General features: G+C 65.0%; 21 protein-coding genes and 1 pseudogene. 14 read left to right on the top strand and 8 right to left on the bottom strand.

All coding sequences use genetic code 11. The features are described 5' to 3' along the window. A partial coding sequence (locus ABD134_RS10595; RefSeq protein WP_344229270.1) for a restriction endonuclease occupies positions 1-3625 on the bottom strand: 3625 nt, incomplete at its 3' end. 176 nt (positions 3626-3801) lie between these two features. Between ABD134_RS10595 and ABD134_RS10590 the strand changes: the two genes are divergently transcribed. From ABD134_RS10590 to ABD134_RS10555, 8 genes are all read left to right on the top strand, one after another. After that, positions 3802-4470: a hypothetical protein gene (locus ABD134_RS10590; RefSeq protein ID WP_344229268.1), complete on the top strand. Its 669-nt coding sequence runs from the start codon at positions 3802-3804 to the stop codon at positions 4468-4470. Between the two features lie 596 nt (positions 4471-5066). Continuing rightward, the gene (locus ABD134_RS10585; RefSeq protein ID WP_344229266.1) at positions 5067-6071 is read left to right on the top strand and encodes an HNH endonuclease; all 1005 of its coding nucleotides are present in this window, start codon (positions 5067-5069) and stop codon (positions 6069-6071) included. A 164-nt stretch (positions 6072-6235) separates the two neighbouring features. Further along, complete coding sequence (locus tag ABD134_RS10580) at positions 6236-7084, top strand: phosphatidylinositol-specific phospholipase C/glycerophosphodiester phosphodiesterase family protein (RefSeq protein WP_344229264.1); 849 nt, start codon at positions 6236-6238, stop codon at positions 7082-7084. Between the two features lie 216 nt (positions 7085-7300). Then, a complete protein-coding gene (locus ABD134_RS10575; protein ID WP_344229263.1) occupies positions 7301-8506 on the top strand; it encodes a Fic family protein in 1206 nt (401 codons plus the stop codon). Positions 8507-8793: 287 nt separating this feature from the next. Next, the gene (locus ABD134_RS10570; protein WP_344229262.1) at positions 8794-9522 is read left to right on the top strand and encodes an Ltp family lipoprotein; all 729 of its coding nucleotides are present in this window, start codon (positions 8794-8796) and stop codon (positions 9520-9522) included. Between the two features lie 164 nt (positions 9523-9686). Beyond that, positions 9687-9938: a hypothetical protein gene (locus tag ABD134_RS10565; RefSeq protein ID WP_344229261.1), complete on the top strand. Its 252-nt coding sequence runs from the start codon at positions 9687-9689 to the stop codon at positions 9936-9938. A gap of 66 nt (positions 9939-10004) precedes the next feature. Beyond that, positions 10005-10295 carry a DUF4287 domain-containing protein gene (locus ABD134_RS10560; protein WP_344229260.1) on the top strand — a complete coding sequence of 97 codons (291 nt, stop codon included), beginning with the start codon at positions 10005-10007 and terminating at the stop codon, positions 10293-10295. A gap of 137 nt (positions 10296-10432) precedes the next feature. Beyond that, positions 10433-10690, top strand: coding sequence for a DUF6480 family protein (locus tag ABD134_RS10555; protein ID WP_344229259.1), 258 nt, complete (start codon positions 10433-10435; stop codon positions 10688-10690). 11 nt (positions 10691-10701) lie between these two features. Here the strand turns inward: ABD134_RS10555 and ABD134_RS10550 are convergent, their stop codons facing one another. Both ABD134_RS10550 and ABD134_RS10545 read right to left on the bottom strand, forming a co-directional pair. Further along, positions 10702-11304, bottom strand: a complete 603-nt coding sequence (locus ABD134_RS10550; RefSeq protein WP_344229257.1) for an HNH endonuclease family protein — start codon at positions 11302-11304, stop codon at positions 10702-10704. A gap of 236 nt (positions 11305-11540) precedes the next feature. Beyond that, a complete protein-coding gene (locus ABD134_RS10545) occupies positions 11541-11699 on the bottom strand; it encodes an excalibur calcium-binding domain-containing protein (RefSeq protein ID WP_344230849.1) in 159 nt (52 codons plus the stop codon). A 278-nt stretch (positions 11700-11977) separates the two neighbouring features. On the opposite strand from ABD134_RS10545, the gene ABD134_RS10540 reads away from it, so the two are divergent. The 3 genes from ABD134_RS10540 (at position 11978) to ABD134_RS10530 (ending at position 15787) form a co-directional block, all read left to right on the top strand. Next, positions 11978-12844, top strand: a complete 867-nt coding sequence (locus ABD134_RS10540; protein ID WP_344229256.1) for a metal-dependent hydrolase — start codon at positions 11978-11980, stop codon at positions 12842-12844. 310 nt (positions 12845-13154) lie between these two features. Next, on the top strand, positions 13155-14306 hold the full coding sequence (locus ABD134_RS10535) for an NDMA-dependent alcohol dehydrogenase (protein WP_344229255.1): 1152 nt from the start codon (positions 13155-13157) through the stop codon (positions 14304-14306). Beyond that, a complete protein-coding gene (locus ABD134_RS10530) occupies positions 14303-15787 on the top strand; it encodes an aldehyde dehydrogenase family protein (protein WP_344229254.1) in 1485 nt (494 codons plus the stop codon). The genes ABD134_RS10535 and ABD134_RS10530 overlap by 4 nt, the downstream gene beginning before the upstream one ends. A 120-nt stretch (positions 15788-15907) precedes the next feature. On the opposite strand, the pseudogene ABD134_RS10525 reads toward ABD134_RS10530, so the two are convergent. The 4 genes and pseudogenes from ABD134_RS10525 to ABD134_RS10510 form a co-directional block, all read right to left on the bottom strand. Continuing rightward, positions 15908-16060, bottom strand: a pseudogene (locus ABD134_RS10525) (SDR family NAD(P)-dependent oxidoreductase); the annotation flags it as partial. 67 nt (positions 16061-16127) lie between these two features. After that, complete coding sequence (locus ABD134_RS10520) at positions 16128-17030, bottom strand: enoyl-CoA hydratase-related protein (protein WP_344229252.1); 903 nt, start codon at positions 17028-17030, stop codon at positions 16128-16130. A gap of 86 nt (positions 17031-17116) precedes the next feature. Then, positions 17117-18292, bottom strand: a complete 1176-nt coding sequence (locus ABD134_RS10515; protein WP_344229250.1) for an FAD-dependent monooxygenase — start codon at positions 18290-18292, stop codon at positions 17117-17119. Positions 18293-18337: 45 nt separating this feature from the next. Beyond that, on the bottom strand, positions 18338-19372 hold the full coding sequence (locus ABD134_RS10510; RefSeq protein WP_344229248.1) for an ABC transporter substrate-binding protein: 1035 nt from the start codon (positions 19370-19372) through the stop codon (positions 18338-18340). A 191-nt stretch (positions 19373-19563) separates the two neighbouring features. Here ABD134_RS10510 and ABD134_RS10505 point away from each other — a divergent pair, with 191 nt between their 5' ends. Then, positions 19564-20328 carry an IclR family transcriptional regulator gene (locus tag ABD134_RS10505; RefSeq protein ID WP_344229247.1) on the top strand — a complete coding sequence of 255 codons (765 nt, stop codon included), beginning with the start codon at positions 19564-19566 and terminating at the stop codon, positions 20326-20328. A 9-nt stretch (positions 20329-20337) separates the two neighbouring features. On the opposite strand, the gene ABD134_RS10500 is transcribed toward ABD134_RS10505, so the two are convergent. Continuing rightward, positions 20338-21099: an IclR family transcriptional regulator gene (locus ABD134_RS10500; protein ID WP_344229245.1), complete on the bottom strand. Its 762-nt coding sequence runs from the start codon at positions 21097-21099 to the stop codon at positions 20338-20340. A gap of 163 nt (positions 21100-21262) precedes the next feature. Between ABD134_RS10500 and ABD134_RS10495 the strand changes: the two genes are divergently transcribed. Then, the gene (locus ABD134_RS10495; protein ID WP_344229243.1) at positions 21263-22336 is read left to right on the top strand and encodes a mandelate racemase/muconate lactonizing enzyme family protein; all 1074 of its coding nucleotides are present in this window, start codon (positions 21263-21265) and stop codon (positions 22334-22336) included. Continuing rightward, positions 22333-23262, top strand: coding sequence for a malate dehydrogenase (locus tag ABD134_RS10490; RefSeq protein WP_344229241.1), 930 nt, complete (start codon positions 22333-22335; stop codon positions 23260-23262). The genes ABD134_RS10495 and ABD134_RS10490 overlap by 4 nt, the downstream gene beginning before the upstream one ends. Positions 23263-23273: the final 11 nt, after the last annotated feature.

Here is a 23273-nt window from a genome sequence, read left to right as displayed (position 1 = left end):
CGACGAGTTGGAGTTTCTCGTCGCGGGTGAGGTAGTCGCCGATGTCCTTGTAGTGCAGCTGGCCCTGATTTACCGGTCCGGGCCGCTTGACGAGCAAGAGAATGGCCACGGTGGCCCGGGATCCGGCGTCGAAGATTTTGCCGCCTTCCTTGCGGCTCTGTTCTCCGGCCGTGCGCTGATTGCCGCGGAGATTGTAGACGTAGATGTCATGAAATTCATCCGCCAACGACAGGCGGAGACCATCAGCCGTGTTGCCGTCGATGTAACCGCCATTGGTGACATAGCAGACCACACCGCCCTGATCGGATATCAAGATGCGGTTGGATGCCCAGCGGATGGCCCGGATATAGGAGTCGTAGAGAGAGTTCTTCAGGGTCGCCGTGGACCGCCCGGCATAGGTCGACCGGATGGACTCATCCAGCGTGGGGTACTTCAGATTGGCATTGTTGTCGTTGCCAGAGGTCTGTCCCGCTGAGTAAGGGGGGTTGCCAATGATGACTCGGATGTCGAGCTGGTTCTGGGCGACGACGCGGTCGTTATTCGACGTGAAGACGTGGTCGTCGAGGGTGTCACCTTCCTCAGTCATCTGGAAAGTGTCGGTCAGCACGATCCCGTCGAAGGGCACATAGCCGACCCCGTCGGCCGAACCGACCACCTCGGCACACGCCTCTGGAACCACCGCCTCCTCCAGAGAGGCGACCGGTCCGGCGGCGTGTGCGGGGTTGGTGTGGGTCTGTTGTTCGACCTGGAGGCCGTGGAAGGTGGCCTCAATGTTCAGGGCCGCGATGTAATAGGCCATCAGCAGGATCTCGTTGGCGTGCAGCTCTTGCGTGTACTTGCGCAGCAGGTCCTCCGGTCGGATGCGGCCAGACTGCAGCAGCCGAACGATGAAGGTGCCGGTTCCAGTGAAGGGGTCGAGCACGTGCACGCCCTCGTCCGTGATCCCAACACCGAAGTCCTGCTGCAGCACGTCGTCCACGACGCGGATAATGAAGTCCACTACTTCCAGCGGCGTATAGACGATGCCCAGGGACTCGGCGGTACGGGGAAAGGCCAGCTTGAAGAACCGCTCGTAGAGCTCGGTGATGATCTTCTGCTTGCCCTCGGCACTGGTGATACCCTCGGCGCGGATCCTCACGCCCCGGTAGAAGTCCTCCAGGGTGTCCACCTCGGAGTCCAGGTGATAGGACTGCAGCACCTCGAGCATGGACTCCATCACCTGGGAGACCGGGTTGTGCGCGGTGAAGTCGTAGTCCTCGAACAAGGCGTCGAAGATGGGCTTGGTGATCAGGTGCTGGGAGAGCATCTCGATCGCCCCGGACTCGGTGATCGAGTCGTTGAGGTTGCCGCGCAGCCCGGTCAGGAAGCCCGCGAACTCCTCCCGTGGCCGGGGGTCCTCGCCGTCCAGGATCCCGCGGATCCGGCTGATGTGCCGGTCGGCGATGTCCTTGACGTCCTTGGCCCAGTCTTCCCAGTAGCGGCGGTCGCCGACCTTGCGGACCATCCGGGCGTAGATCGCGTCCTTCCAGTCGGCGGCGTTGGCCAGGTGGAACAGGGCCTCGGCGCTGCCTCGCTGGGCGGCGTCGTCTCCCTCGGTGGGGGCCCCGCCGTCGTCGGGGTTGAAGGGGTCATTGACGGTGATGACGTCCAGGCGGTCCGTGGCCCCGCCCAGGTCGATCTTGTTGACCATGGCTTCGAAGCGGTCATCGTGGGCACGCAGGGCTTGAAGTACATCCCATACCACCTTGTACCGGGCGTTGTCATTCAGCGCGGTCTCCGGGTCCTGGTCCGCCGGCACCGCGATCGGCAGGATGATGTATCCGTATTCCTTGCCCTCTGCCTTGCGCATCACCCGGCCCACGGACTGGACGACGTCCACCTGGGAGTTGCGGGGGTTCAGGAACAGCACCGAGTCCAAGGTGGGGACGTCCACGCCCTCGGACAGGCACTTGGCGTTCGACAGAATCCGGACTGTGTTGCCGTCCGTTGATTCCTTAAGCCAATCCAGCTTCTTGGTGCGCTCGAGCATGGAATGGGTGCCGTCCACGTGCTCGGCTTCCATTTTCAGGCCAAGCTCTTCACTGTCGGATTGGTTGGCGAGTAGCTCGCGACCGATCGATTCGAATTGCTCGGCCAGACGCTTGGACTCCTTGATGTTCCGGGCGAACGCCACCGCGCGGCCCATGGGCTTGATGTCCTGGATGTCCAACTTCTGCCCATTGACGCTGCGCTTGGATAGCCCGTTCCAGCAGCCCACGATCCGGGCGGCGTCGTCCAGCTTCAAATCCGCGTCCTCGGCGAACAAGGACTGGAAAGAACGGGAAACCGCGTCCTCGTTGACGGCAAGGACCAGGACCTTGTAGTCAGTCAGGTGCCCCATCTCCACGGCTTTGCCGAAGCCGAGACGGTGGAACTCTGGGCCATAGGTGGCCTCGTCGTCCATCGAGTACACCGCTACGTCGTCCTGGGCGGCCTTGGCTTTGGCCTCCTGGACATAGAGGCGCGGAGTCGCGGTCATGTAGAGGCGCTTGGCGGCCTTGAGCTTGGCGGGATCGTGGACGGCAGTGAAGGTGGAGCCGTCCTGACCGGGCTCGGTGATGCCGGTGGTGCGGTGCGCCTCGTCGCTGATGACCAGATCGAAATCGGCCAGGCCCATCTGTTGGGCCTGGTTGATCACGTCGATGGACTGGTAGGTAGAGAACACCACGGTGATGGCGTCCGGGCCGGTGCTGATCTTCGAGCGGTTGGCCAGCTTCACCGGGTCCGTGGTGGCAGGGAAACCGATTTCAACTGCGGAGATGTCCTCGCTGACGTTCTTGCCCACCGACGAATCAGAGCAAACGGCGAAGGCTCGGATCCGGGTTTCCGACTGCGCGGTCCACTCGTTCAGTGTCTGCTGGAGCAATGCGATAGACGGGACCAGGAACAGGACGGAACCACCGACTGGGACCATCTCCTCCACCAGCTTTAGCGAGGTGAAGGTCTTGCCCGTGCCACAGGCCATGATCAGCCGGCCACGGTCGTCGGTCTCGAACCCCTTGATGACGTCGTCGATAGCTTCCCGCTGGTATTTGCGCGGTTCCTTCTTCGGGCTCTGGACCAGCCGTTCGGGGTTCTCGAAGGTGAACTGGGACCAGTCGATCGTGGAATCGGTCAGCTCATTGATCCCGAGGGTGGTGACCGGCTTGGATTGATCTTGCAGTGCGTCCTCGGCATGCTTGGACCACTCGATGCTGGTATTGACCACCATTCCCTGGGCGAAATCCACCTTGCCAAGCTGAGTGAAGAAGGAATCGATCTGCCCCTTCTGCAGCTTCTTCTCCGGCGGATAGAACTTCGCCTGGATGCCCGTCAGCTCACCTGTGTACCGGTCCTTGGCGACGATATCAACGCCGGTATCTGGCTTGCCGTCCCGGCCGGGCCATTCGTTCCACAACCACACGTCCGAGAACTGGTCGGCGTACTTTGGCTCAACCTCAAGAAAGCGTTTGGCTAGCCGCTCGAACCGTCGTCCCTGCTCCTGCTCGCTAAGCCCTGAATACACCAGCCGGTCCAGCAGCTCAGCGAACGTGACGGCGTGATGATCGGTACCGGCAGGGACAACGGTGTCCGAGGAAATGGTCATGGTGTCCATTGTGGCCCAAGGCCATCTCCTGTCATGGAGAAAGCCTCCGATGTTCGACCTGTGTCGTCCTTTATGACGATTTCCAGGACACGTTCTTATCCAGTCCGCTCACCTTCCTAAGCTGGTTTCATCTCCACCGCAGTTTCCCACCGTCACTCTTCTCAAAGGGGTATCTCATGCGCCTACTTCGCCGCGCCCTCGCACTGTCCCTGGCCGCCAGCGCCACCGCCCTCCTCGCCTCCTGCGGCAACGCCGAACCCCAGTCCGGTCCGACCTCGTTCAGCGTGGAACCAGCCGGCGCCGAAGCAACCGCATCCGCATCCGCAAGTGCCAGCCCGTCACCCACACGGAACGAGAATGACCGCGGCGATCTCATCAAGGCAGTCGGTGAGGTAGCAGGCATGGAAAACCCTAATGATCCGGATGCGCCGAATATCTTTCAGTTCAAGATAACCGGCATCAATCCAGGGGTCTGCACATCTACATACTCGGACGCACCTGCCGACGGCAACTACTTTCTGCAAGTGGACCTAGAAGTCGAGACCACCAAAGAGATGCGTGAGGTCTTTGAGGAGTCAGGGGCCTCGCCCGCCAGCTTGATGTTCCATAACGATTGGCATGGATTCGCCAGTAATGGGACAAGAATGAACTCCATCGATTCAGGTGCAACTCAAATGTGTCTCGATGAGAGCGGCCAAATTCCCTATCAGATCGGCTCTGCCGAGAAAGCACTGGGTTCAGTGATCTTGGAGGTCAGCGACACCAAGGGTGAGATCGCGCATCGCCCATGGTTCATGGATGGAACTGGATGGACATGGCAGTACGACATTTCGAATGACGTCTAATCAGATGCGCGAACCTTATCCCTATAGACGTCGGAGGTCGCAGGCTGGTCATCGCTTGAGGCCTCCAACCGGCGCCGCTCCGCCGACCTGAACCCGACCGGGTGGACAGAGTTCCGCCCGAACTCGAGCGCCGCGAACCGCTGGTTCGAGGGCATCGCCCCACAGGAGATTCGCAACGCCTCCGCCTTCCTCCGGGGCAAGTACCCCGCGGATTCCGACGACGCACACCGCCGCCGGATCCTGCGGACCTTCGGCAGGAGGCGCATGGCCAAGGGTGTTCGTGAGCATCTAGAGCGGTCACTGTCCGCGTGACCTGCACTCCATTGACTGGAACTACGAAACACTTCAAGTGATCCGCAGAAAACGTCGTGACCTGGAAAGATCTGAATCGCCAGAAAGGCCTTAACCTAGAGTAATGCCTTGAGGTATCTGCTCGTTCTCTGCCGCGAAGGATGTTCCACCATCGAGACTTCGCCACGCAGTTGGCAAGGCTCTGCCCGGTCTGTACCAGCGCATACAACACCCCTGATGACCTCACGCGGAACTGGGTCCCGCGATTAGAGATCCCCCTCCCCTCGCCCTGACAGGAGAATGCTTTGCCTTACCTCATCGCCATTGGCCTCATCGCAGCCATTCTAGTCTTCATCGTTGAGTACTGGTACATCGCGCTGATCGTCATCGTCATCGTGGTGGCCGCGGCAGTGCTTCCAGGAATCATTCGGGACGTACGCAAGAACAAGTATTTCGCCAGCGAAGAATTTCAGCAGAAGAAGTCGGAGATCGCTTCCTGCGTGGCCGAGCACAACGAGATCGCCGCTTACACGTCCGAGATCCGCAACCGCGGCACCTTCGCACTCGGCATTTCGTCTACGGGCTCCCAATCGCACCTTGCGGCCTTTGAGAACACCAGCACTCACAACTACCGCCGTGACCGCAATGTAGCGCAGTACAAGGCATCCAACGTGCACAACTCTTCTCTCCAGGTGGTCCGCAACGCCAAAGCAGACCCCATCAAGTACCTGATGAAGTATTTCAACATCAAAGCCGAGGAACCGCGACTAGCTGAAGTAGAAGCTCTGGGATCGGAAATCGCCCAGCTTGAGAACGCGGTCATCAATCTGAAGCAACGAGAAAAGAGCATCACAAAATCTTTCGTCCCGCCGGCATTCATCCTGGAGTACTACGCGGAAGAGTTCATGCAGCATGCCGGAGTCAAGCTCTCCCCCATCAGCGTCCCCTACCCCATCTACAAGTTTGAGTATGTCAGTGCGGGTGGCAACAGCTCGCAGCAGACGACAATCAAGCTGGACACAAGAACCATTGATGCGCTTTCTGAGCGGCTCTCCGAAAAGATCAAGTTCAAGCGCAGCGCGGCAGGGCAGCGGGCCCTCATGACGGCCCGACTTCGAAATTTCATCAAGGGTCGCGACAACCACACGTGTCAGAACTGCTCGATCTCTCTTACCAAGGAACCCCACCTCCTGCTCGAAGTTGACCACATCGTCCCCGTTTCCAAGGGTGGCCTTTCGACTATCGAGAACCTGCAGACGCTCTGTTGGAAGTGCAACCGCACCAAATCCAATAAGATGGTCGTTCGGTAACAGCCGGTATCCGACCACGCCACTGACCATCCGCTGAGCCCAGGCGACGGGCACCGGGCGTCGTCACCCGCTGTTGCCCTGATATTCACGGCGGGGCACTGTGGCAGATACCCGGCAGATGAAGGATCGAGGGGTCCTGTTCCCCACCGGAAGGTCCCCACGCCATGAAGTCCCTCCTCCGCACGCTCGGTTCCGGCGCCGCCGTCGCGCTCCTGTTGGCCAGCCCACAGGCCGCCACCGCAGCGACCGCCACGGCTCCCGCGATCACGCTGGGCACCCCGCTGGCTCAGGCTCACGCCCACAACGACTACGAGCACGAGCGCCCGCTGCTGGACGCCCTGGAGCACGGTTTCACCTCCGTGGAGGCGGACGTCTGGCTCGTGGAAGGCGAGCTGCTCGTGGCCCACGACTCCTGGGAACTCGACGACGCCCCCACCCTGGAGGAGGCTTACCTCGAGCCGCTGTCCGAGCTGGTCTCCCCCAACGGCAAGCAGCTCTACCCCGGCTACGACGGAGACTTCCAGCTCCTGATCGACATCAAGAGCGAGGGCCCTGCCACCTGGGCCGCGATCGAGGACGAGCTCGCCGAGCACTCTCAGTTCATCACCCGCTACAAGAACGGGCAGGTCAAGGACCGGGCGGTCGAGGCCGTCATCAGCGGCAACCGCCCGCTGGCGGACATGCAGTCCGCCGACACCCGCTACTCCGCCTACGACGGCCGGTCCACAGACCTGGCCTCAGGGATGGATCCGGAGTTCATGCCGCTGGTCAGTGAGAACTGGACCAAGCTGTTCACCTGGCAGGGCGTGGGCGAGATGGCGGCCATCGAGCGCGAGCGCCTGTACGAGTACGTGGAGACGGCCCACGCCGCCGGCTACCGGGTCCGGTTCTGGGCCACGAACGACATCGCCGGACAGGCCCGCGAGAACCTCTGGGCGGAGCTCGAGGCCGCCGGCGTGGACCACATCAACACCGACGACCTGGCCGGCCTCCAGGAGTTCCTCGGCCGCTGACCGGGATGATCCGACGCCACCCTGGCTAGTGAATCCCCGGCCCGCGCCAAGCAGGGCTGGGCGGGGGCCGAAAGGATGAGAGCGGCCTGCTCCTTCCCGAGTGAGGGTCACCGATCGAAGCCGTGGTGTCGCGTCAAGGCGCGAAATGATGACAGATTGACCGGTTTGTGAGCATTGATGGCTGACATGGTCACGAAAGGCCCGTAGTGTGAGCATGTGGATCTGACACTTTTCGGCGAGCAGGCGACAGGCGATCTCATCACCGTTCGTGGTTCCGACCCTGCTCTGGGTTCATGGGAGCACAAGGCCTTTCTCCCCCATGGGCTCCCGGACTCCATGCCCCCTTTGTCCATGGACACCGTACTGTCCTTGGGCAACGCCCGCTCTGCGCTGGCCGCCTTGGACAACACGGCACGGCACCTGCCCAACCCACAACTACTCCGCCAGCCGACACTGCGCCAGGAGGCCCAGAGCACATCGGCCCTGGAGGGCACCTACGCACCGCTGTCCGACGTCGTGACCGCCGACGTCGAGCTTGCGGCCACCCCCGAGATGCGGGAGATCCTCAACTACGTGCGCATGGCCAACCACGGCTACGCAGCACAGGCCACGGGACGTTCCCTGTCCAGGACGTTGCTCAACGAGCTGCAGGACATCCTGATGTCGGGCACGCCTCTCGACGCGGAGTCCGGTCGGCTTCGGCACAGCCAGGTCGTCATCGGCAGGCAGGAAGGGGCGAAGCCCGGTGCGCTTCCCATCGAGGCTGCCCGGTTCGTTCCTGCTCCCCCGGGCGACCAGTTGGCCGCCGGCGTCGACGAGCTGATGACGTGGAAGGCCGCCGACCACACCGGCAGGATCGATCCCCTCATCAAGGCCGGCATGGCCCACTACCAGTTCGAGACCCTCCATCCGTACCGGGACGGCAATGGGCGCTTGGGGCGATATCTCATCGTCATGGACCTGCTGGCCTTGGGACTGCTCAGCGAGCCGACCCTGACAGTCTCCCCCTGGTTCGAGGCCCGCCGAACGGACTACTACGACCATCTGCTCCGCGTCAGCACCGACGGCGACTGGGATTCCTTCCTTCGGTTCTTCGCCCAGGGACTGGATCAGGCGGCGGTCTCGACCCACCGGCAGATGCTGCGCCTCGGCACCGTCCAAGCCGAGCTGAAGGACACCGTCCGGTCCTCCACGATCCGATCGGAAAGCGCCCGCGCCATGGTCGACCTGGCTACCGCGCAACCAACCTTCACCGCGACGATCGCCGCTCGCGAGCTGGGGCTGTCCACTGGTGGAGCGCGCAAGATCATCGACCAGCTGGTGGAGGTGGGAGTCCTGCAGGTCCTTGACCCGGACAGCAGCTACCGTCGTCGCTACTTTGCCCCCCGCATCGTGGGTGTCCTCCTCGAACGCGACGGTTGACCACGTCCGTGACTCTCTGATGGAAGACGCTCACGCAACAGCGGTTCCGTGAGCATTCGTCCCCGCCTCGCATACAACAGCCTCTCGGGTGTGCGCATGCCGGTGGCATCCTTCCTTATCGCGTCCACCCCCATCCGTAAGGTTCAGCACAGGTCGATCCCCTCATCTGGAGGAGTCCCTCGGCCTCTGTTCCGGCAGATCCGGAGAGCCGGCACGGCGGAACCCCTCCGCTGCACCGGTTCGCACCGTCTATCGCTTCCCTCGCGATCCTCATGAAGGACCTTCCCATGACCCAGAACCAGCACTCACCCTACGGATACCCCCAGGAGCCCAACACCGGCGGCACCCCGACTGACGGCAAGGCCGCCAAGGCAGCCGCCCGGGCCACCCGACCCTGGTACAAGAAGAAGCGCGCCATCATCCCTGCCGGGATCCTGGCCCTGTTCATCGCCATCGGTATTGCCGGCGGCGGTGGTGAAGACACCGACCCGACGGCTGCCACCTCGAGCCCATCCACCACGGAGGACGTTCAGCTCGCCGAGGCCACCGCGTCCGCGGAAGACGAGGCGGCGCAGGAGGCCGAGGCGTCCGCGAAGGCAGAAGCCGAGGCCAAAGAAGCCGAAGAGGCAAAGGCCTCCCAGAAAGCCGCGGAAGAGGCTAAGGCAGCAGAAGAGGCCCGGGCAGCCGAGGAAGCCGCAGCAGAGGCTGAAGCCGAAGCCGAACGCGGCACTTTGAGCCAGCAGAACGCGCTGCGGGCAGCCGAGAACTACCTCGGCTACACGGCCTTCTCCCGGACCGGGCTCATCGGCCAGCTGGAGTTCGAGGACTACTCGACCGCTGATGCGACGTGGGCTGTGGATCGCGTGGAAGTCGACTGGAACGAGCAGGCAGCCAAGTCCGCCGAGAACTATCTGGACTACACCTCATTCTCCCGCCAGGGGCTGATCGACCAGCTGGTCTTCGAGGGCTTCAGCGCCGAGCAGGCTCAGTATGGTGTGAGCCAGACGGGGCTGTAGTCCGACCGGCCCGGGCTGACCGGGCCCTCCCCACCGGTTCCGCTGACAGCGGGCCGGTGGGGCCGCCGTCGTTCCTCTCCAGCGGTGCCGTGCCCCAGGTTTCGGTACCTTCCTCTACTCATTTGATCGCACCCAACACTCCACAGAACGGATGTGCTTCCACCATGTCGGACAGCGTCGGCAGCTGGTTTGCCGTAGGGACTATCGGCTCCATCATCACCGGCGGCGCAGCCTCTGTGGTCCCGTTCTACTTCGGGCTGGAGGGCTATGGCCTCAACTTCTTCGTCATCCTGTGCGTGGCCTCCTTGATTTTCGCGCTCGTGACGCTGATCTCCATCGCGGGATTCTTGAACCTCGTGGTCCGGTACGTGCGCCAGATCAGTGAGCAGACTGGCGCGACGAGGTCGATGATGTAGCGGACGGTCGCGGCATGGCAGACAATGGTGCCCACCACTCTGCGGACACCTGACCCAGGAGCCACCATGTCTTTTCAGGCCTACCTCGACACCATCGAGGAGAAGACCGGCCTCACCCCGCGCCATCTGCTCGAGATCGCGCAGAGCCGCGGCTATGATGACGCCTCGGTCAAGGCGGGCGTAATCCTCGACTGGCTCAAGGCCGACTACGGGCTCGGCCGTGGCCACGGGATGGCCCTGGTCCATGTCATCAAGAAGGGCCCACAGATCGACGCGAAGCACGTGGGAACCACCGGCTCGCACCGTGACGAGTCGGACGTGCTCTGGCTCGACGCCAAGGCCACTAAACCCGCCTAGGTGAAAGGTCCGGCGGGCACCGGGCCACCGTAGGTTCGTGACGAACGTAGACAGGAAATCAGTCTCCAGGAACTGCCCGCCTTGCTAGCCTGGCCCTAAACACGCCCCGCACGACCAACGCCCGAAGGCAGGCCTCCGTGACAGATACCAATCCCGACGATGCACGCAGCGACCGCGACAAGGCGGCCGACGCGACGCATGAGGACTCGGGCTACAGCATTGACGGCGACACTCCGCCCGCGGAAGGCCTAGGAGTAGGGCCCACCAATAACGAGCTCGACGTCGACCAGCCCGGCGTGGGTGCCAAGAACAAGACCTGGCTCGTGGTCATCCTCGCGCTGGTCTTCATCTTCGTGGTTCTGGCCATCGTCGGCCGGATCGCCGGGATGTTCTGACCAACGGGGCCCTACTCCGTCGCGACCTTTTGTGCGGGACACTGCGTGGTGACGATCCGCCGGATGGCCTCGTGTTCAGCCTGAGTCATCCACAGGCCGTGCTTGGCCTTCACCGCTGACTGTCGCGCGACATAGTCGCACCTGTAGGCGTAGTTTGGAGGGAGCCACGTCGCGGCGTCACCGTCACCCTTGGCCGCATTCGTGGGACCGTCCACGGCGAGAAGGTTCAACGGATCATTGGCGAACTCGGCGCGTTCGTCCGGCTCCATGAGCTGAGCACCCTTCTGCCACGCATCCGACAGTGCCACCACGTGGTCGATCTGCACGTGGGTGCTGGTGTCCTGTCCACGGACGAAATCGATGGTCTGCGCCGTGAACGGGTCATGGAGAACGCCCGAGGTGATGACGCAACCGTGGGTGCCCGGTTTCGAGATCGTCTCCGTCAGGTCCCGGCCGAGGACGTCATTGCGGGCGTCGCAGCCATTACCGTCAGGATCTTGCCAACCACTGCCGAACAGGTCGCGGTCGTATCCGGTCTGGGGTGCACGCCCCTTGACGGGGATGGCCTCCAATTGGACGAGCACAGTGCTCGTTTCACCACGCGCCTCCTCCACAGCTGCTCCAGTCGCGTGGCTCTCCTCGACCGGCACGATTGAAGGACTGGTTGATGGCGCGAGGGGTGTGCCAGGTGCTTCTGACCCGATGATGATCGGTTCCAGGCGCGGCACCTCGGAACCGATCACCAGAGGGGCAGATGACGGCGCTGCGACGTCGTGGACGCCGCAGCCCACCACACCGAGCCCCACCAGAAGGCCGAGAACGATAGTAGAGCGTCTGATGCTACGAGTGATCACTCGCAGCCGACTCCGTCTCCGTCGCGGTCCAGTTTCTTGCTATAGCCCGGATCGCCCCGGTAGACCGGTGCCGCGCCTGCGGCACGGGCGGCGTCGCAGTTGGCATAGAAGGCCGACGCCGGGGCGCGCGTTGGTTCTGGCGCTTTCGTTGGCACCGGCGCAGGTGCCGCTTCGCGTTCCCGCGTGGCCTTCCTTTCGGCTTCAGCCGCCGCTTGCCGATCAGCCTCAGCCTGTGCAGCTCGATCGGCAGCGCCCTTCTCTTCGGCCACCCTGTCTTCAGCTGCCTTCTTGGCCTCAACCTCCCGTGCCGCTTCCTCCGCAGCCGCCTTCTCAGCCGCTTCACGGACGCGGCGTGGTTAACTAGATCGCTGGCGAATCGACAGCTGGCCCTCCCTCGCCGCCTTCTCGGAGGCCCGCCAGGAAGGAACACCGCATGATGGGACCGCACCATGCCGCTTGTGGAGCCGCAGGCTGGGTGCTGATCGCCGCGGACCATGCCGTACCGCTCGGGCCGCTGACCGGCGTCGGACTGTTGGGCCCAGGCTCGGCGGTGGTGTTGCCCGAGGCGATCCCGCTGGGCTTCGGACTGCTCCCGGGGATCACAGACCTCGGCATCCTGACCGGCGCGGTCGTGGCAGCCGGGGCAGCACTGCTGCCGGACGCCGATCACCGCAGGGCGTCGATCGCCCATTCGCTGCCCCCGGTGTCCGAGTGGATCTGCGCGGCCGTCGGCAGGAGCGCCGGCGGGCACCGCAATGGCACCCACTCACTGCTCGGCCTGGCCGTTTTCACCCTGTTGGCCTGGCTGCTGGCCCTGCTGGCCATGCCCACCGCCGCTGGCACCGTCCAGGTCGGCGCCGGACTCGGAACCGTCCTTCTGGCCTCCTTCGCCGTAAAGGCCCTGACGTTCATGCCCGACCGGGCGCAGAGAGCGCCCTGGCTGTTCGCGGTTCCACTGGGCGCGATGACGGCGCTCGGATTCGGGGACCAGGGATCCTGGTTCGTTCTCGCCGTTGCGGTGGGGGCCGCGGCCCACATCGCCGGGGACATGCTGACCGACGGTGGTTGCAACCCCTTCTGGCCCCTCAAGCTGCGGCCACCGCGCTCCCTGCCGAGGACTCCGTTGGTCCGCGCCCTGTGGAGCTCCGGTGGGCGGATGAAGCTCCCGGTGTTGGGCCCTACTGGATCGCGACGCGAGTGGACCGTGGCCGTGGTGGTCTCGCTGGTGGCAGTGGCCGGCATGGGGGCGGCGCTCCTGGGAGTACTGACGGATGGCGTACAGCTGTTGGCCCGGTGGTGACTGGTCCAACGGTGCCGCAGACCCACCCTCTCTACGGTTCGGATGGCTTGCTAGCCTGTGCCTTCGCACGCCCGGAACAACCGACCGCAGGAGGCAGGTGGCCGTGGCCACCACGGGCTGCTCTGAGCAGCGCTCGCCCGTCCAGGAAGAGGTCCCGTTCCAGGGTCTCCGCCGGGCCCGGCCTTTCCCTGGACGAAAGTGCCATTGCAACCTCCCAGGCGCCAGCCTAGGGTTCACAGCGACATGGATCACATTTCAGCGAAGTCGGTTGGAGTGAGCTTGAACGTTGGGTGACCCACCAGGAGGCAATGTGAAGACCCTAGCGGCCGTCATCGTGGAACCCGGGAAGCGGTTCCAGATCGAGGAGCTCGATCTGGACGAGCCCGGCCCCGGCGAGGTCCTGATCCGATATGCCTACTCGGGCCTGTGTCACTCGGATCTGCACATCTTGCAGGGGGATTCCCAAGCGAGGCTTCCACTCGTCGGCGGGCACGAGGGCTCGGCCGTCGTCCAGAAAACCGGTCCGGGAGTAACGCGGGTCAAGGAGGGAGACCACGTGGTCTGCTCCTTCATCCCCAACTGCGGTACGTGCCGCTGGTGTGCCACCGGTCAGCAGGCCCTGTGCGACCTGGGTGCGAACGCGCTGGTAGGCAACCTGCCCGGGGATCGCTTCGTCTACACCGGGGAGCACGGCCAATACGGTGGCATGAACTCCCTCGGCACCTTCAGTGAACACGGCGTGGTCCACCAGAACTCGGTGGTCCCTATCCCGAAGGACATCCCCTTGGACAAGGCCGCTCTGGTCAGCTGTGGCGTCCCCTCCGGGTGGGGTTCGGCGGTCTATGCCGCTGACGTCCGTGCCGGTGAGACCGTGATCGTCTACGGAGTCGGGGGGATCGGCTCCAACGCCGTCCAGGGGGCCCGCCACGCGGGTGCCTCGAACATCATCGCCGTGGATCCGGAGCCGTTCAAGAGGGAGATGGCCCAACAACTGGGGGCCACGCACGTGGCCGCGGATGCCGCCGCGGCGGCCGACCTCGCCAGGGACCTCACCCTCGGCATCGGCGCGGACAAGGCGATCGTGACCGTGGGGCACCTCGAGGAATCTGTGACCACGGCCGCCTTCGAGGCCATCCGCAAGGGCGGGACCGCGGTCGTCACCAGCATGGGGGTCCTCGAAGAGACCTCCGTCGCGGTACCCGGCACCATCCTGGCGTTGTTCAAGAAGACACTCCGCGGCACCCTCTTCGGCGACTGCAACCCCACCTATGACATACCGCGCCTGCTCTCCCTCTACATGCAGGGACAGTTGGTGCTCGACTCCCTGATCACCCGCACCTACGCCCTGGAAGAGATCAACGAGGGGTACGTGGACCTGAAGGCCGGCAAGAACATCCGGGGACTCATCAAGCATTGGGCTACCCCCCCTGCCCACCTCAACCGTGAAGGATGCCCAGCATGACTGTCACTGAAACCACACCGCACGTCGGCGAGAACCTCTTCCCCACCGGCCAACTCTTCATCGCCGGACGATGGCGGGCCGCCGCCGGAGGCGGCCTCATGGCCGTCGAGGCACCCGCCACCGGGAAGAAACTGACCGACGTCGCCCGCGCCACCACCGCAGATGTAGACGCCGCCGCCGGCGCAGCCCGAGCCACCTTCGACTCCGGGGTGTGGTCCGGCCTCTCGGGACGTGAACGGGCCCGGATCCTCCTCGAGGTCGGCCGCCTGATCCGGTTGCGCTCCCAGCGCCTGGGGCAGATCGAGAGCCAGGACGCCGGCAAGCCGATCACCATGGCCACAGCCGTCGACGTGAACGGTGCGGCCGAAACGTTCGAGTACTACGCCATGTTGGCCCAGCAGCTCGACGGGGCCGTCCGGGAGACTCCGGGGAACGTCCACGCCTATGTGCGGCGTGAGCCGCTGGGCGTCGTCGCGGCCATCACCCCGTTCAACTTCCCCCTGATTCTGTCCACTTCCAAGATCGCCCCGGCCCTTGCCGCCGGCAATTCGGTGGTCCTCAAGCCCGCCGACGACACACCGCTCTCCTCGCTGATGGTGGCCGAAATCCTCCAGGAGGCGGGCATCCCGGATGGTGTCTTCAACGTCATCACGGGCGTCGGCTCCGAACTGGGTGACCATTTGGTGGGGCATCCGGAGGTCGACAAGGTGGCCTTCACGGGATCCACCGAGGTGGGGGCCCGTGTGGCCAGCCATGCAGGGAAGAACCTGCGGCCGGTCGTGTCAGAACTAGGCGGGAATTCGGCGAACATCCTGTTTGCGGACGCGGATCTCGACCGCGCCATCAACACGGTGATCCAGGCCTTCGTCTTCAATGCGGGTCAGTTCTGCATGGCCGGCTCCCGGTTGTACGTCGAACGCCCGGTCTACGAGCAGGTCATCGAACGGCTCTCGCAGGCCGTCGCGGGCATTCCCTGGGGAGACATCACCCGTCCGGAGTCGGTATTCGGCCCCCTGATCAGCCGCAAGCAGTTCGACAGGGTCGCTGCGCTGGTCTCAGAGACCGTTGCCGCCGGAGCGCGCCTGATCGCCGGAGGGGACCCCGATCCCGATCGGCCGGGATACTTCTATCCGGCCACGGTCCTGGCGGACGTGCGGGAGGACCATCCGGCGGTGGCGCGAGAGGTCTTCGGTCCGGTACTCACGGTGCAGCCCTTCGACACCGAGGAGGCCGTCATCGAGGCGGCGAACGGAACTCCGTACGGCTTGGCAGCGGGCGTTCAGACCGGCGACGTGGTGAGGGGTCAACGGGTGTCCCGACGCCTGAAGGCCGGAATCGTCTGGATCAACGGCTGGGGCCTAATGGACCCGGCGGTTCCCTTCGGTGGCGTCAAGGCCTCCGGTTGGGGACGGGAGAACGGCCCTGAAGGCCTGAACGAGTACCTGCAGACCAAGTCGATCGTGCTGAATCTGGAGGGCTGACCTCCCTTAGAGGGAGCCCGTCCGTCCACGTGGCTGGAGGGCATGCCGTGACCCCCTCGCTGTGGATTAGCCGTCCAGGAACAGGTCCCGCTCCAGGGTCTCCCGGGTGCGGGACCGGGCCGCTGACTTTTCCAGCCAGGGCAGCGCCGTCTGGGCCAGTAGGAACGAGCCCCGGGTGTTGATGTCCTGCATGAGGTCATACTTCTTCATCGGCAGCTCGGCCGTATTGGACAGGTCGATGGCACTGGCGTTGTTCACCACGATGTCGATCCCGGCCAGGGACCGTTCGGAGTCGGGGCGGCCGGTGTTCTCGGTCATGGGGTTGCCTCCGATGGGAATGTCAGGAGAATCGGGAGAAGTCTGGGGAGCGCCGCTTGGCAAAGGCCGCAAAGGCCTCGCGGGCCTCCGGACCGGCCAGGAGCTCCGTGAACACGGCGACCTCGCGGTCGATCACCGGGCTCACCGCCGCCGCATCCCGCATGAGGCGCTTGGTGGCGGTCAGCGAGCCCGCCGGCTTGGTGGCGAGCGCTGCGGCAACCTGCCATGCCGTGTCCTGCAACGCATCCGCCGGGACCATCCGATTCGCCAGGCCGGTGGCCACGGCCTCCGCGGCGTCCAATGGCTCGGCGAGCGAAAACATCGCGAAGGCCCGCACGTGGCCGATCCGCTGGGGCAACAGCAGGGTGGACGCGGCCTCCGGGACAAGGGCCAGGTCCACGAACGGGGTGATCAACTGGGCGTCCTCTGCCAACACCACGTAGTCGGCGTGCAGCAGCATGGTGGTCCCCACGCCCACGGCCTTGCCCTGCACCGCTGCCACCATCGGCGTGGTGCAGGCGGCCAGCGCGTGCAGGAACCGCCACACGTTCATCTGTCCGGTGATGCCCGACGCCGGCGCGCTCGGCCCGGTGGGGTCCGCCGACTCGGTCGTAGCCACCCCGGCGGGCTCGGTAGCTGTCTGGTCGGCAGGGGTGCCGGCAATCTGTTCGGCCAGGCGGCTGAAGTCCGCGAGGTCATTGCCGGCACTGAAGATGTCACCCTCGGCGCGGAGCAGGACCACCCGGACTGCGGCGTCCGAGTCCGCTCGTTCGATCGCGTCGGCAAGCATGCCGTACATCGCCTCAGTCAGCGCGTTCTTCTTCGCAGAGCGATTGAGGGTGATGGTGAGGACGGCGTCCTGCATCTCCACCACCACGTCCTGTGTGGACTCGTGGCCGGTGTGGTGCATCAGTTCCTGGGCCATAGGCGCGGCTCCTTCAGGTGTGGAGGTCCTCTATCGGCACCGGCCGGCGGTCCCGCCGGCCGGCCTCAGTTGCGGAGGTGATCTCCTCAGCGTGACGGCGCCAGGGGCGGCGCCACCAGCGAGTCCGCGTCATGGTTGCCCAGCCATCCGTAGAACGGCGCCATGCGCCGGATCCTCTCATCCCGCGCGTCGTACTCCTCCTCGACCACCGAATCGTAGAGATGCCCCGCCTCCAGGGATGCCAGCTGCACGGCATTCGCCCGCTCCAGGCGCAACGCCTGGTACTGCTCCAGGGCCGCGGGGGCGTCCGCCACGGTGGACCCTTCGAGCGCGGCGCCCAGGGCGAAGGCGTCCTCAATGGTCTGACTGCCGCCCTGGCCGAGGTGGGGCAGCATGGCGTGGGCGGCGTCGCCCAGCAGGGCGAGCCGTCCGCTGGTCCAGCTGGTCAGCGGCGGCCTGTCGAACAGCCCCCACTGGAATGTGTCCGTCACACGTTCGATCAGCCCGGTGACCACGGGATCCCAGCCGGCGAACTCCGCCGCGAGCTGCACCGGATCCCCGGGAGCCGTCCAGGAGTCCCGCTCGCCCCCGTGGGCGGGGACCACCGCGACCACATTGATCAGCCGGTCGGCACGGATCGGGTACACCAGGAAGTGCTTCCCCGGGCCGATCCACATCTTCGAGGTGCCCCATTCCCAGTCATCCGGCCCCGTGACGGGCACCAGGGCACGGTAGGCCGCGGTCCCGGAGGAACGCGGGGCGGCAACCTTCCCGACGACGTGGCGGCGGACGACGGAGTGGATGCCGTCTGCGCCGATCACCACATCGGCTCGGACCGTCTCACCGTTCTCGAAACGCAGACGCACGCCCGAGTCATCCTGCTCGAGCTCGAGCAGGCGGCGACCGGTATGGATCACGGAGCTCGGCAGCGCCGTGGCCAGCACCTCGATCAGATCGGCACGGTGCACCCCGAAGACCCGGCGATCCCACGCGGCACCGGGCTCGCGGAGCGTGGAGATGAATGAGCCGTCCTCACGCAGCTGGAAATACCCCTGGTCCAGGTGCGAGCCGACCCGCTCGATCTGCGGCAGCAGACCGAGGCGCTCCAGCAGACGCCAACCGTTGGACGCGAGCGAGATCCCCGCCCCGATCTCCCCGAGCGCCCGGGCCTGCTCGAACACCTCGGCCTCGACGCCACGCCGCCGCAGGGCGGCCACCGCGGCCAACCCTCCGATGCCTGCTCCGATCACAGCAACTTTCATTCGTACTCCTCCAAGGTGGCGATGGCGGTCCGGACGGCAGGGGACTTACGGCTGGACGTAGAGGGATTCGACGTCCAGCGGGTTCTCGGCCATGCCGTACTTGAGCATGAGGTCATAGATGGTCTGCATCGTCGAGACCGGCAGGTCCGTATGTGCCGGCTCCAGCCTGATCGACTGGGCCGTCTCCTCGTCCATCTTCAGGAACTCGGGCAGCATGGCCCGGACTCCTTCTTCGTCCTCGGCGGCACGCTCGGCGGATTCCGTCAGCGCCTCTTGGAAGGAGGTCACGAGTTCCGGGCTCTCCTCCGCCACCGCCTCGCTGGTAAAGGCAATGGTCAAGGGCATCCCGTCCATGACCTCCTGGTTCGGATACCCGACGACGACGTTCTTGGGATCGGCCAATGCCCGGCCCATGAACGGTTCCGGCAGCCAGACGGCATCCACGTTCCCCTGCTCCAACTGGGCGAGCATGTCCGGGAACGGCATCTCGTTGAAGTTGATCTTCTCCGGGTCTCCCCCGGCCATCTCCGTGGACTCCATGATCGAGAGGTCGCCGAGGGTGTGGACGGCATTCACGGATACGGTCTGGTCCTCCAGGTCCTCGAACCCGGTGATGCCGGAATCCTTGCGGGCGATGACGGCGTTGATGTCCTCTCCCTCGGCGGCCGACCACGAATACCCGGAGACGACCTTCATGGGAAGCCCTTGGTCCGCCGCGGTCAGCACGGACATGGGGTTACCCACAGCGAACTGCATGGACCCGTTCTGGACAGCCGGCAACAATGCCGCACCGCCCTGTCCCTCGACGAGCTCAACGTCCAAGCCGTGCTCCTCGAAGATTCCCTCGGCCACGCCGTAGCGCAGCTCGGTAGAAGACGCGATGGCGATGGTACCGACGGAGATGCGGGTGAGCTCACCGGAGCCCGACGTGGCGGAGTTCGCGCCCGTGTCCGTGGCGGAGCCCTCCGCCCCGGTCGGCGACCCGGAGCCGCAACCGGCCAAAGCCAGGGTGCCGGCCACGAGTGCAGTGGCCAAGCCCCAACGAATCTGCGAGGGGAGGGATGCAGCGTGGGAGGTCATGGTGCTTCCTTTGTCAGGGACGGGAGCGGGTGATTCCAGAAGTAAAGGCCGGATTCGGGAAATCGACAACGGATTCCGGCCGCTTTTCCTCCCACAGGAACCCCTCCGAAACGAGGCACACCCTTCAGTCGATGGGACCTCTTGTGTGACACCGATCACCCGTGACATTCTTTCCGATATGAGGAAATCCGATGGCCATGTTGCAGACCGTTGACCGCGCCCTCCACCTTGTCCGCCTCGTGGCGTCCAGGGGCGAAGTGACCCTCACCGAAGTGGCCGGGTCCCTCCAGGTCAGCCCCTCCATGGCGCATCGACTGCTGCGGACCTGCGCAGATGCGGGCTTTCTCGACCAGCCATTACGCAACGGCGCTTACACCGTCGGACCCGCACTGCGGCACATCGCCGCCGATGTCAGGCGAGGCTCAACCCTGCCGACGCTCCTCGGCGGGGTACTGCGGCAGGTGGCCGAGGGTCTGCTGGAAACCACCAGCCTTGCCGTCCTGGAGGGCCGGAACATCCGGTTCGTCCTGACGGAGGAAGGCACCCACCTGGTGCGGATCGCCCGACCGGTCCGGACCGTGACCCCGGCCCATGCCACGGCGGCGGGGCGAGCGTTGCTGGCCGGGCTGACCGATGACGACCTGGAGGCCCGGTACCAGAAGGCCACCCTGGAGACGGTCCAGCCGGGAACGATCCAGGACTGGGCCCAGCTCAAGGCAGAGATCAAGAAGGTGCGGAACCGAGACTGGGCCATCCAGGTCGGCGAGGCGCAGCCCGGAGTGGCCGCACTGGCCATGCCAGTCCGGGACGGCTCCGGGCAGTCGGTGGCCGCGGTGACCGTCACGGTTCCTTACCTGCGGCTCAGTCGGTCAGAGGATGCCCGCTCTCTGGCCCGCCGCCTCCGGCCGTTCGTCGACCAGATGGAACGGCGGCTCGCCTTGAGTTCAGCCCGTTGACGTGCACCGTCAGGCCATCGGACGGAGACCAGCCGCAGCCAGGATTCGATCACGCCCCTCCTCCACGAGCTCGCCGTAGTACACGACCTTGTCCTCCTCGAAACGGTGACTGGGAATGGCGATGGCCAATCCGTATTCGGCCTGATTCCCCGGCCCGGCCAGCGGCAGGGCAATGCCCACCCCTGAGATCTCCGAACGCCAGCTGCCGCGGTTGACCGAGAAGCCTCGGCCCCGGATCTCGTCCACCTCGGCCAGGAGATGCTCCGGATCCGGACGCTGTTCGGCAGGCAGCGCAGCCAGTTGACGGTCTATGTACGCCTGCAGATCGGACGTGTCCCAGCTCGCCAGAAGCGCCCGGCCTGATCCGGAGAGGTGCATCGGCACGGTGGTGCCGATGGGATCGAACACGCGGATCGACTTCGTTGACTCCACCCTGTCGATGACCACGATGTTGTCCCCCTCCTGGTGGGTGACGTGGATGCTCTCATCGGTTCTCTCGTTCAGCCACTGCTGGACCTCCCAGGTCAGTTCGCGGATCTCGAGCCCCGGGCCGGCGTGGGCCAGCGTCCAGATGCGCGGGGTCTGGATCCATTGCCGTGGATTGGTGCGGTCCCGCTTGAGCCAGCCGTTCCGCTGGAGGACCTCGAGGGCCCTCTGTACCGACGACTTCGGCAGATCCAGCTGCCGGGCGATCTCCGATACCCCCACGGGCTGGTGGATGATGACGCATTCGACAACGCGAAGGGTGTTGGTGACGACCTGCATGGGCATCTCTCCTGGGGTGAGAGCACGGTCGTCAACCGGACGCGTATCCGGAATTCGCCCGCACCTGTTGACAGACAGTGTGACGTGAGACACGATCATTTGTGCCACCTGGAACATCATTGTTCCATCTCACGGCGCAAATCGCCAGCACCATCACGAAACGAGCGGCATGAAGATTGAGAACATCGACACCTGGATCCTGCGGGTGCCCTTCCTGCGGGAAACGGCCGACTTCGACGATGCCCACCATGAGCTGATCGGGGTGACGGTCCATTCCGAGGGACTCACCGGGATGGGATACAGCTTCATCACCGACCATGCCGGCGGCACTTCCGTCAAGGCCCTGCTCGACGACCTCCTGGTCCCGTACCTCTGCGGACAGAACGCCTCGCAGCCCGAGCGGATCTGGAATGCGATGGAGGATCTCACACATCGGATGGGCACCGGCATCAACCGGTTCGCGATGGCCAGCATCGATATCGCCCTGTGGGACCTCAAGGCCAAGTCGAACGGCCACTCACTGGCCGCCGAGATCGGCCAGATCACGGACGACGTCCCCGTGTACGGATCCGGGAAGGCCGGCGGCCGCCTCTCTGTGGATGAACTGGTCCGGCTCTCCCAGGAGTACGTGGACTCCGGCTTCGACGCCGTCAAGATCCGTGTGGGCCGGGACCTGGACGAGGACCCCGCGCGCATTGCCGCCGTCCGCTCGGCCTTGGGCGAGCACGTGAAAATCATGATCGATGCCAACGAACGCCTCAGTTATTCCAGCGCACTGTCGCTGGGCCGCAAGCTGGCCGAGCATGACATCTTCTGGTTCGAGGAGCCCGTCGTGTACACGGACCGGCGCTCCCACGTAGAACTGGCGCGGCAGTTGCCCATGCCCATTGTCGGGGGAGAGCACCACTGCAGCTCCGCAGAGTTCCTGGACTACGTCACCGAACGGGCCTTCACCATGGTCCAGCCCAATGTCTGCATGGTCGGCGGCGTCACCGAGATGGTGCGGATCATGCACCTGGCCGAGTCGCACGGCGTGGGCTTCGCCCCCCACCTGATGACCGACCTCAACATCCATCTGGCCGCCACCACGAACAGCACCGTCTACGTCGAGTACTTCCCCTTCCTCGAGCCGTACACCACCAACCGGCTGGAAATCGCCAACGGACGGGCGATGGTCCCGACGGCGGCCGGTCACGGGATCGAGTTCACCGACGAGACCTTCTCGAAGTACCGGATCGCATGAGCGCCCGCACGCCCTCCTGGCCCGAACGGATCTCCATCATCGGCGCAGCCGGCCTGGTCGGCTCCTCGGCCGCCGCCTCCCTGGCCACCCAGGGGATCGGCCGGGAGCTGTACCTGCAGGACCGCCGGGACAACCTCGTCGAGGCGCACCGGATCGACCTCTCCGATGCTCAGGCGGTGTTGGGCGTCGACCGCCCCCGCATCCTTGCTGGCTCTCCAGAACAACACGCCGACCTCGTGGTCGTGGCCGCCTCCCTGCCGGAGACCCCGGACGGCGACCGGCGCGAGTTCCTGGCGGCGAACGCGCATCTGCTCGCCTCGCTGGCGGAGCAGATCCGCCGAGAGGCCGGCGACGAGGGCCTGGTGCTGCTGCTGACCAATCCCGTGGACATCCTGGCCGACTGGTTGCACCGCGAACACGGCTTCACCGCAGAACGGTTGATCGGCTACGCCCTGAACGACTCCGCCCGGTTCAGGCTGGCCATCGCCCGGGAGCTCGGCACGGAAGTCACCTCGGTGACGGCCAGCGTCCTGGGCGAGCACGGCAAGGGCCAGGTTCCGGTCTTCTCCACGGTGCGCGTCAACGGCGAACCCGTCGCCTGGCCGGACGGTGCCGTCGACCGGGTACGGGCCGACGTCGACGGCTGGTTCGAGCGGTGGTCCCGACTCAAACCGGGGCGCAGCTCCGGTTGGGCCAGCGGCACCGGCGTCATGCACCTCGTCCGTTCCCTGGCCGCCGGTCAACAGGTCATCACCACGGTCTCCACCTCGGGCATCGAAGGTCTTCCCGAGACCTTCATGGCACTCCCCACACACCTGGAGGACGGCCGGCCCCGCGCCACCCTGCCCGAGCTGTCAGACCACGAGCTCTCGGCGCTCCATGAAGCAGGCCAATCCATCCGTCACACCGCCTCCACCCTGGGCTGAACCCCGATCCT

The sequence above is a fragment of the Citricoccus alkalitolerans genome, assembly GCF_039528175.1.
Taxonomy (GTDB): domain Bacteria; phylum Actinomycetota; class Actinomycetes; order Actinomycetales; family Micrococcaceae; genus Citricoccus; species Citricoccus alkalitolerans.
This window is presented reverse-complemented; position numbering and strand designations above follow the sequence as displayed.

What these genes read in the sequence shown, in the direction of transcription:
- ABD134_RS10495 (WP_344229243.1), top strand. Translation starts at nt 21,263, where the DNA reads ATGAAGATTGAGAACATCGACACCTGGATCCTGCGGGTGCCCTTCCTG.
- ABD134_RS10530 (WP_344229254.1), top strand. Translation starts at nt 14,303, where the DNA reads ATGACTGTCACTGAAACCACACCGCACGTCGGCGAGAACCTCTTCCCC.
- ABD134_RS10565 (WP_344229261.1), top strand. Translation starts at nt 9,687, where the DNA reads ATGTCGGACAGCGTCGGCAGCTGGTTTGCCGTAGGGACTATCGGCTCC.
- ABD134_RS10500 (WP_344229245.1), bottom strand. Translation starts at nt 21,099, where the DNA reads ATGCCCATGCAGGTCGTCACCAACACCCTTCGCGTTGTCGAATGCGTC.
- ABD134_RS10505 (WP_344229247.1), top strand. Translation starts at nt 19,564, where the DNA reads ATGGCCATGTTGCAGACCGTTGACCGCGCCCTCCACCTTGTCCGCCTC.
- ABD134_RS10540 (WP_344229256.1), top strand. Translation starts at nt 11,978, where the DNA reads ATGATGGGACCGCACCATGCCGCTTGTGGAGCCGCAGGCTGGGTGCTG.
- ABD134_RS10570 (WP_344229262.1), top strand. Translation starts at nt 8,794, where the DNA reads ATGACCCAGAACCAGCACTCACCCTACGGATACCCCCAGGAGCCCAAC.
- ABD134_RS10510 (WP_344229248.1), bottom strand. Translation starts at nt 19,372, where the DNA reads ATGACCTCCCACGCTGCATCCCTCCCCTCGCAGATTCGTTGGGGCTTG.
- ABD134_RS10580 (WP_344229264.1), top strand. Translation starts at nt 6,236, where the DNA reads ATGAAGTCCCTCCTCCGCACGCTCGGTTCCGGCGCCGCCGTCGCGCTC.
- ABD134_RS10590 (WP_344229268.1), top strand. Translation starts at nt 3,802, where the DNA reads ATGCGCCTACTTCGCCGCGCCCTCGCACTGTCCCTGGCCGCCAGCGCC.
- ABD134_RS10560 (WP_344229260.1), top strand. Translation starts at nt 10,005, where the DNA reads ATGTCTTTTCAGGCCTACCTCGACACCATCGAGGAGAAGACCGGCCTC.
- ABD134_RS10490 (WP_344229241.1), top strand. Translation starts at nt 22,333, where the DNA reads ATGAGCGCCCGCACGCCCTCCTGGCCCGAACGGATCTCCATCATCGGC.
- ABD134_RS10520 (WP_344229252.1), bottom strand. Translation starts at nt 17,030, where the DNA reads ATGGCCCAGGAACTGATGCACCACACCGGCCACGAGTCCACACAGGAC.
- ABD134_RS10515 (WP_344229250.1), bottom strand. Translation starts at nt 18,292, where the DNA reads ATGAAAGTTGCTGTGATCGGAGCAGGCATCGGAGGGTTGGCCGCGGTG.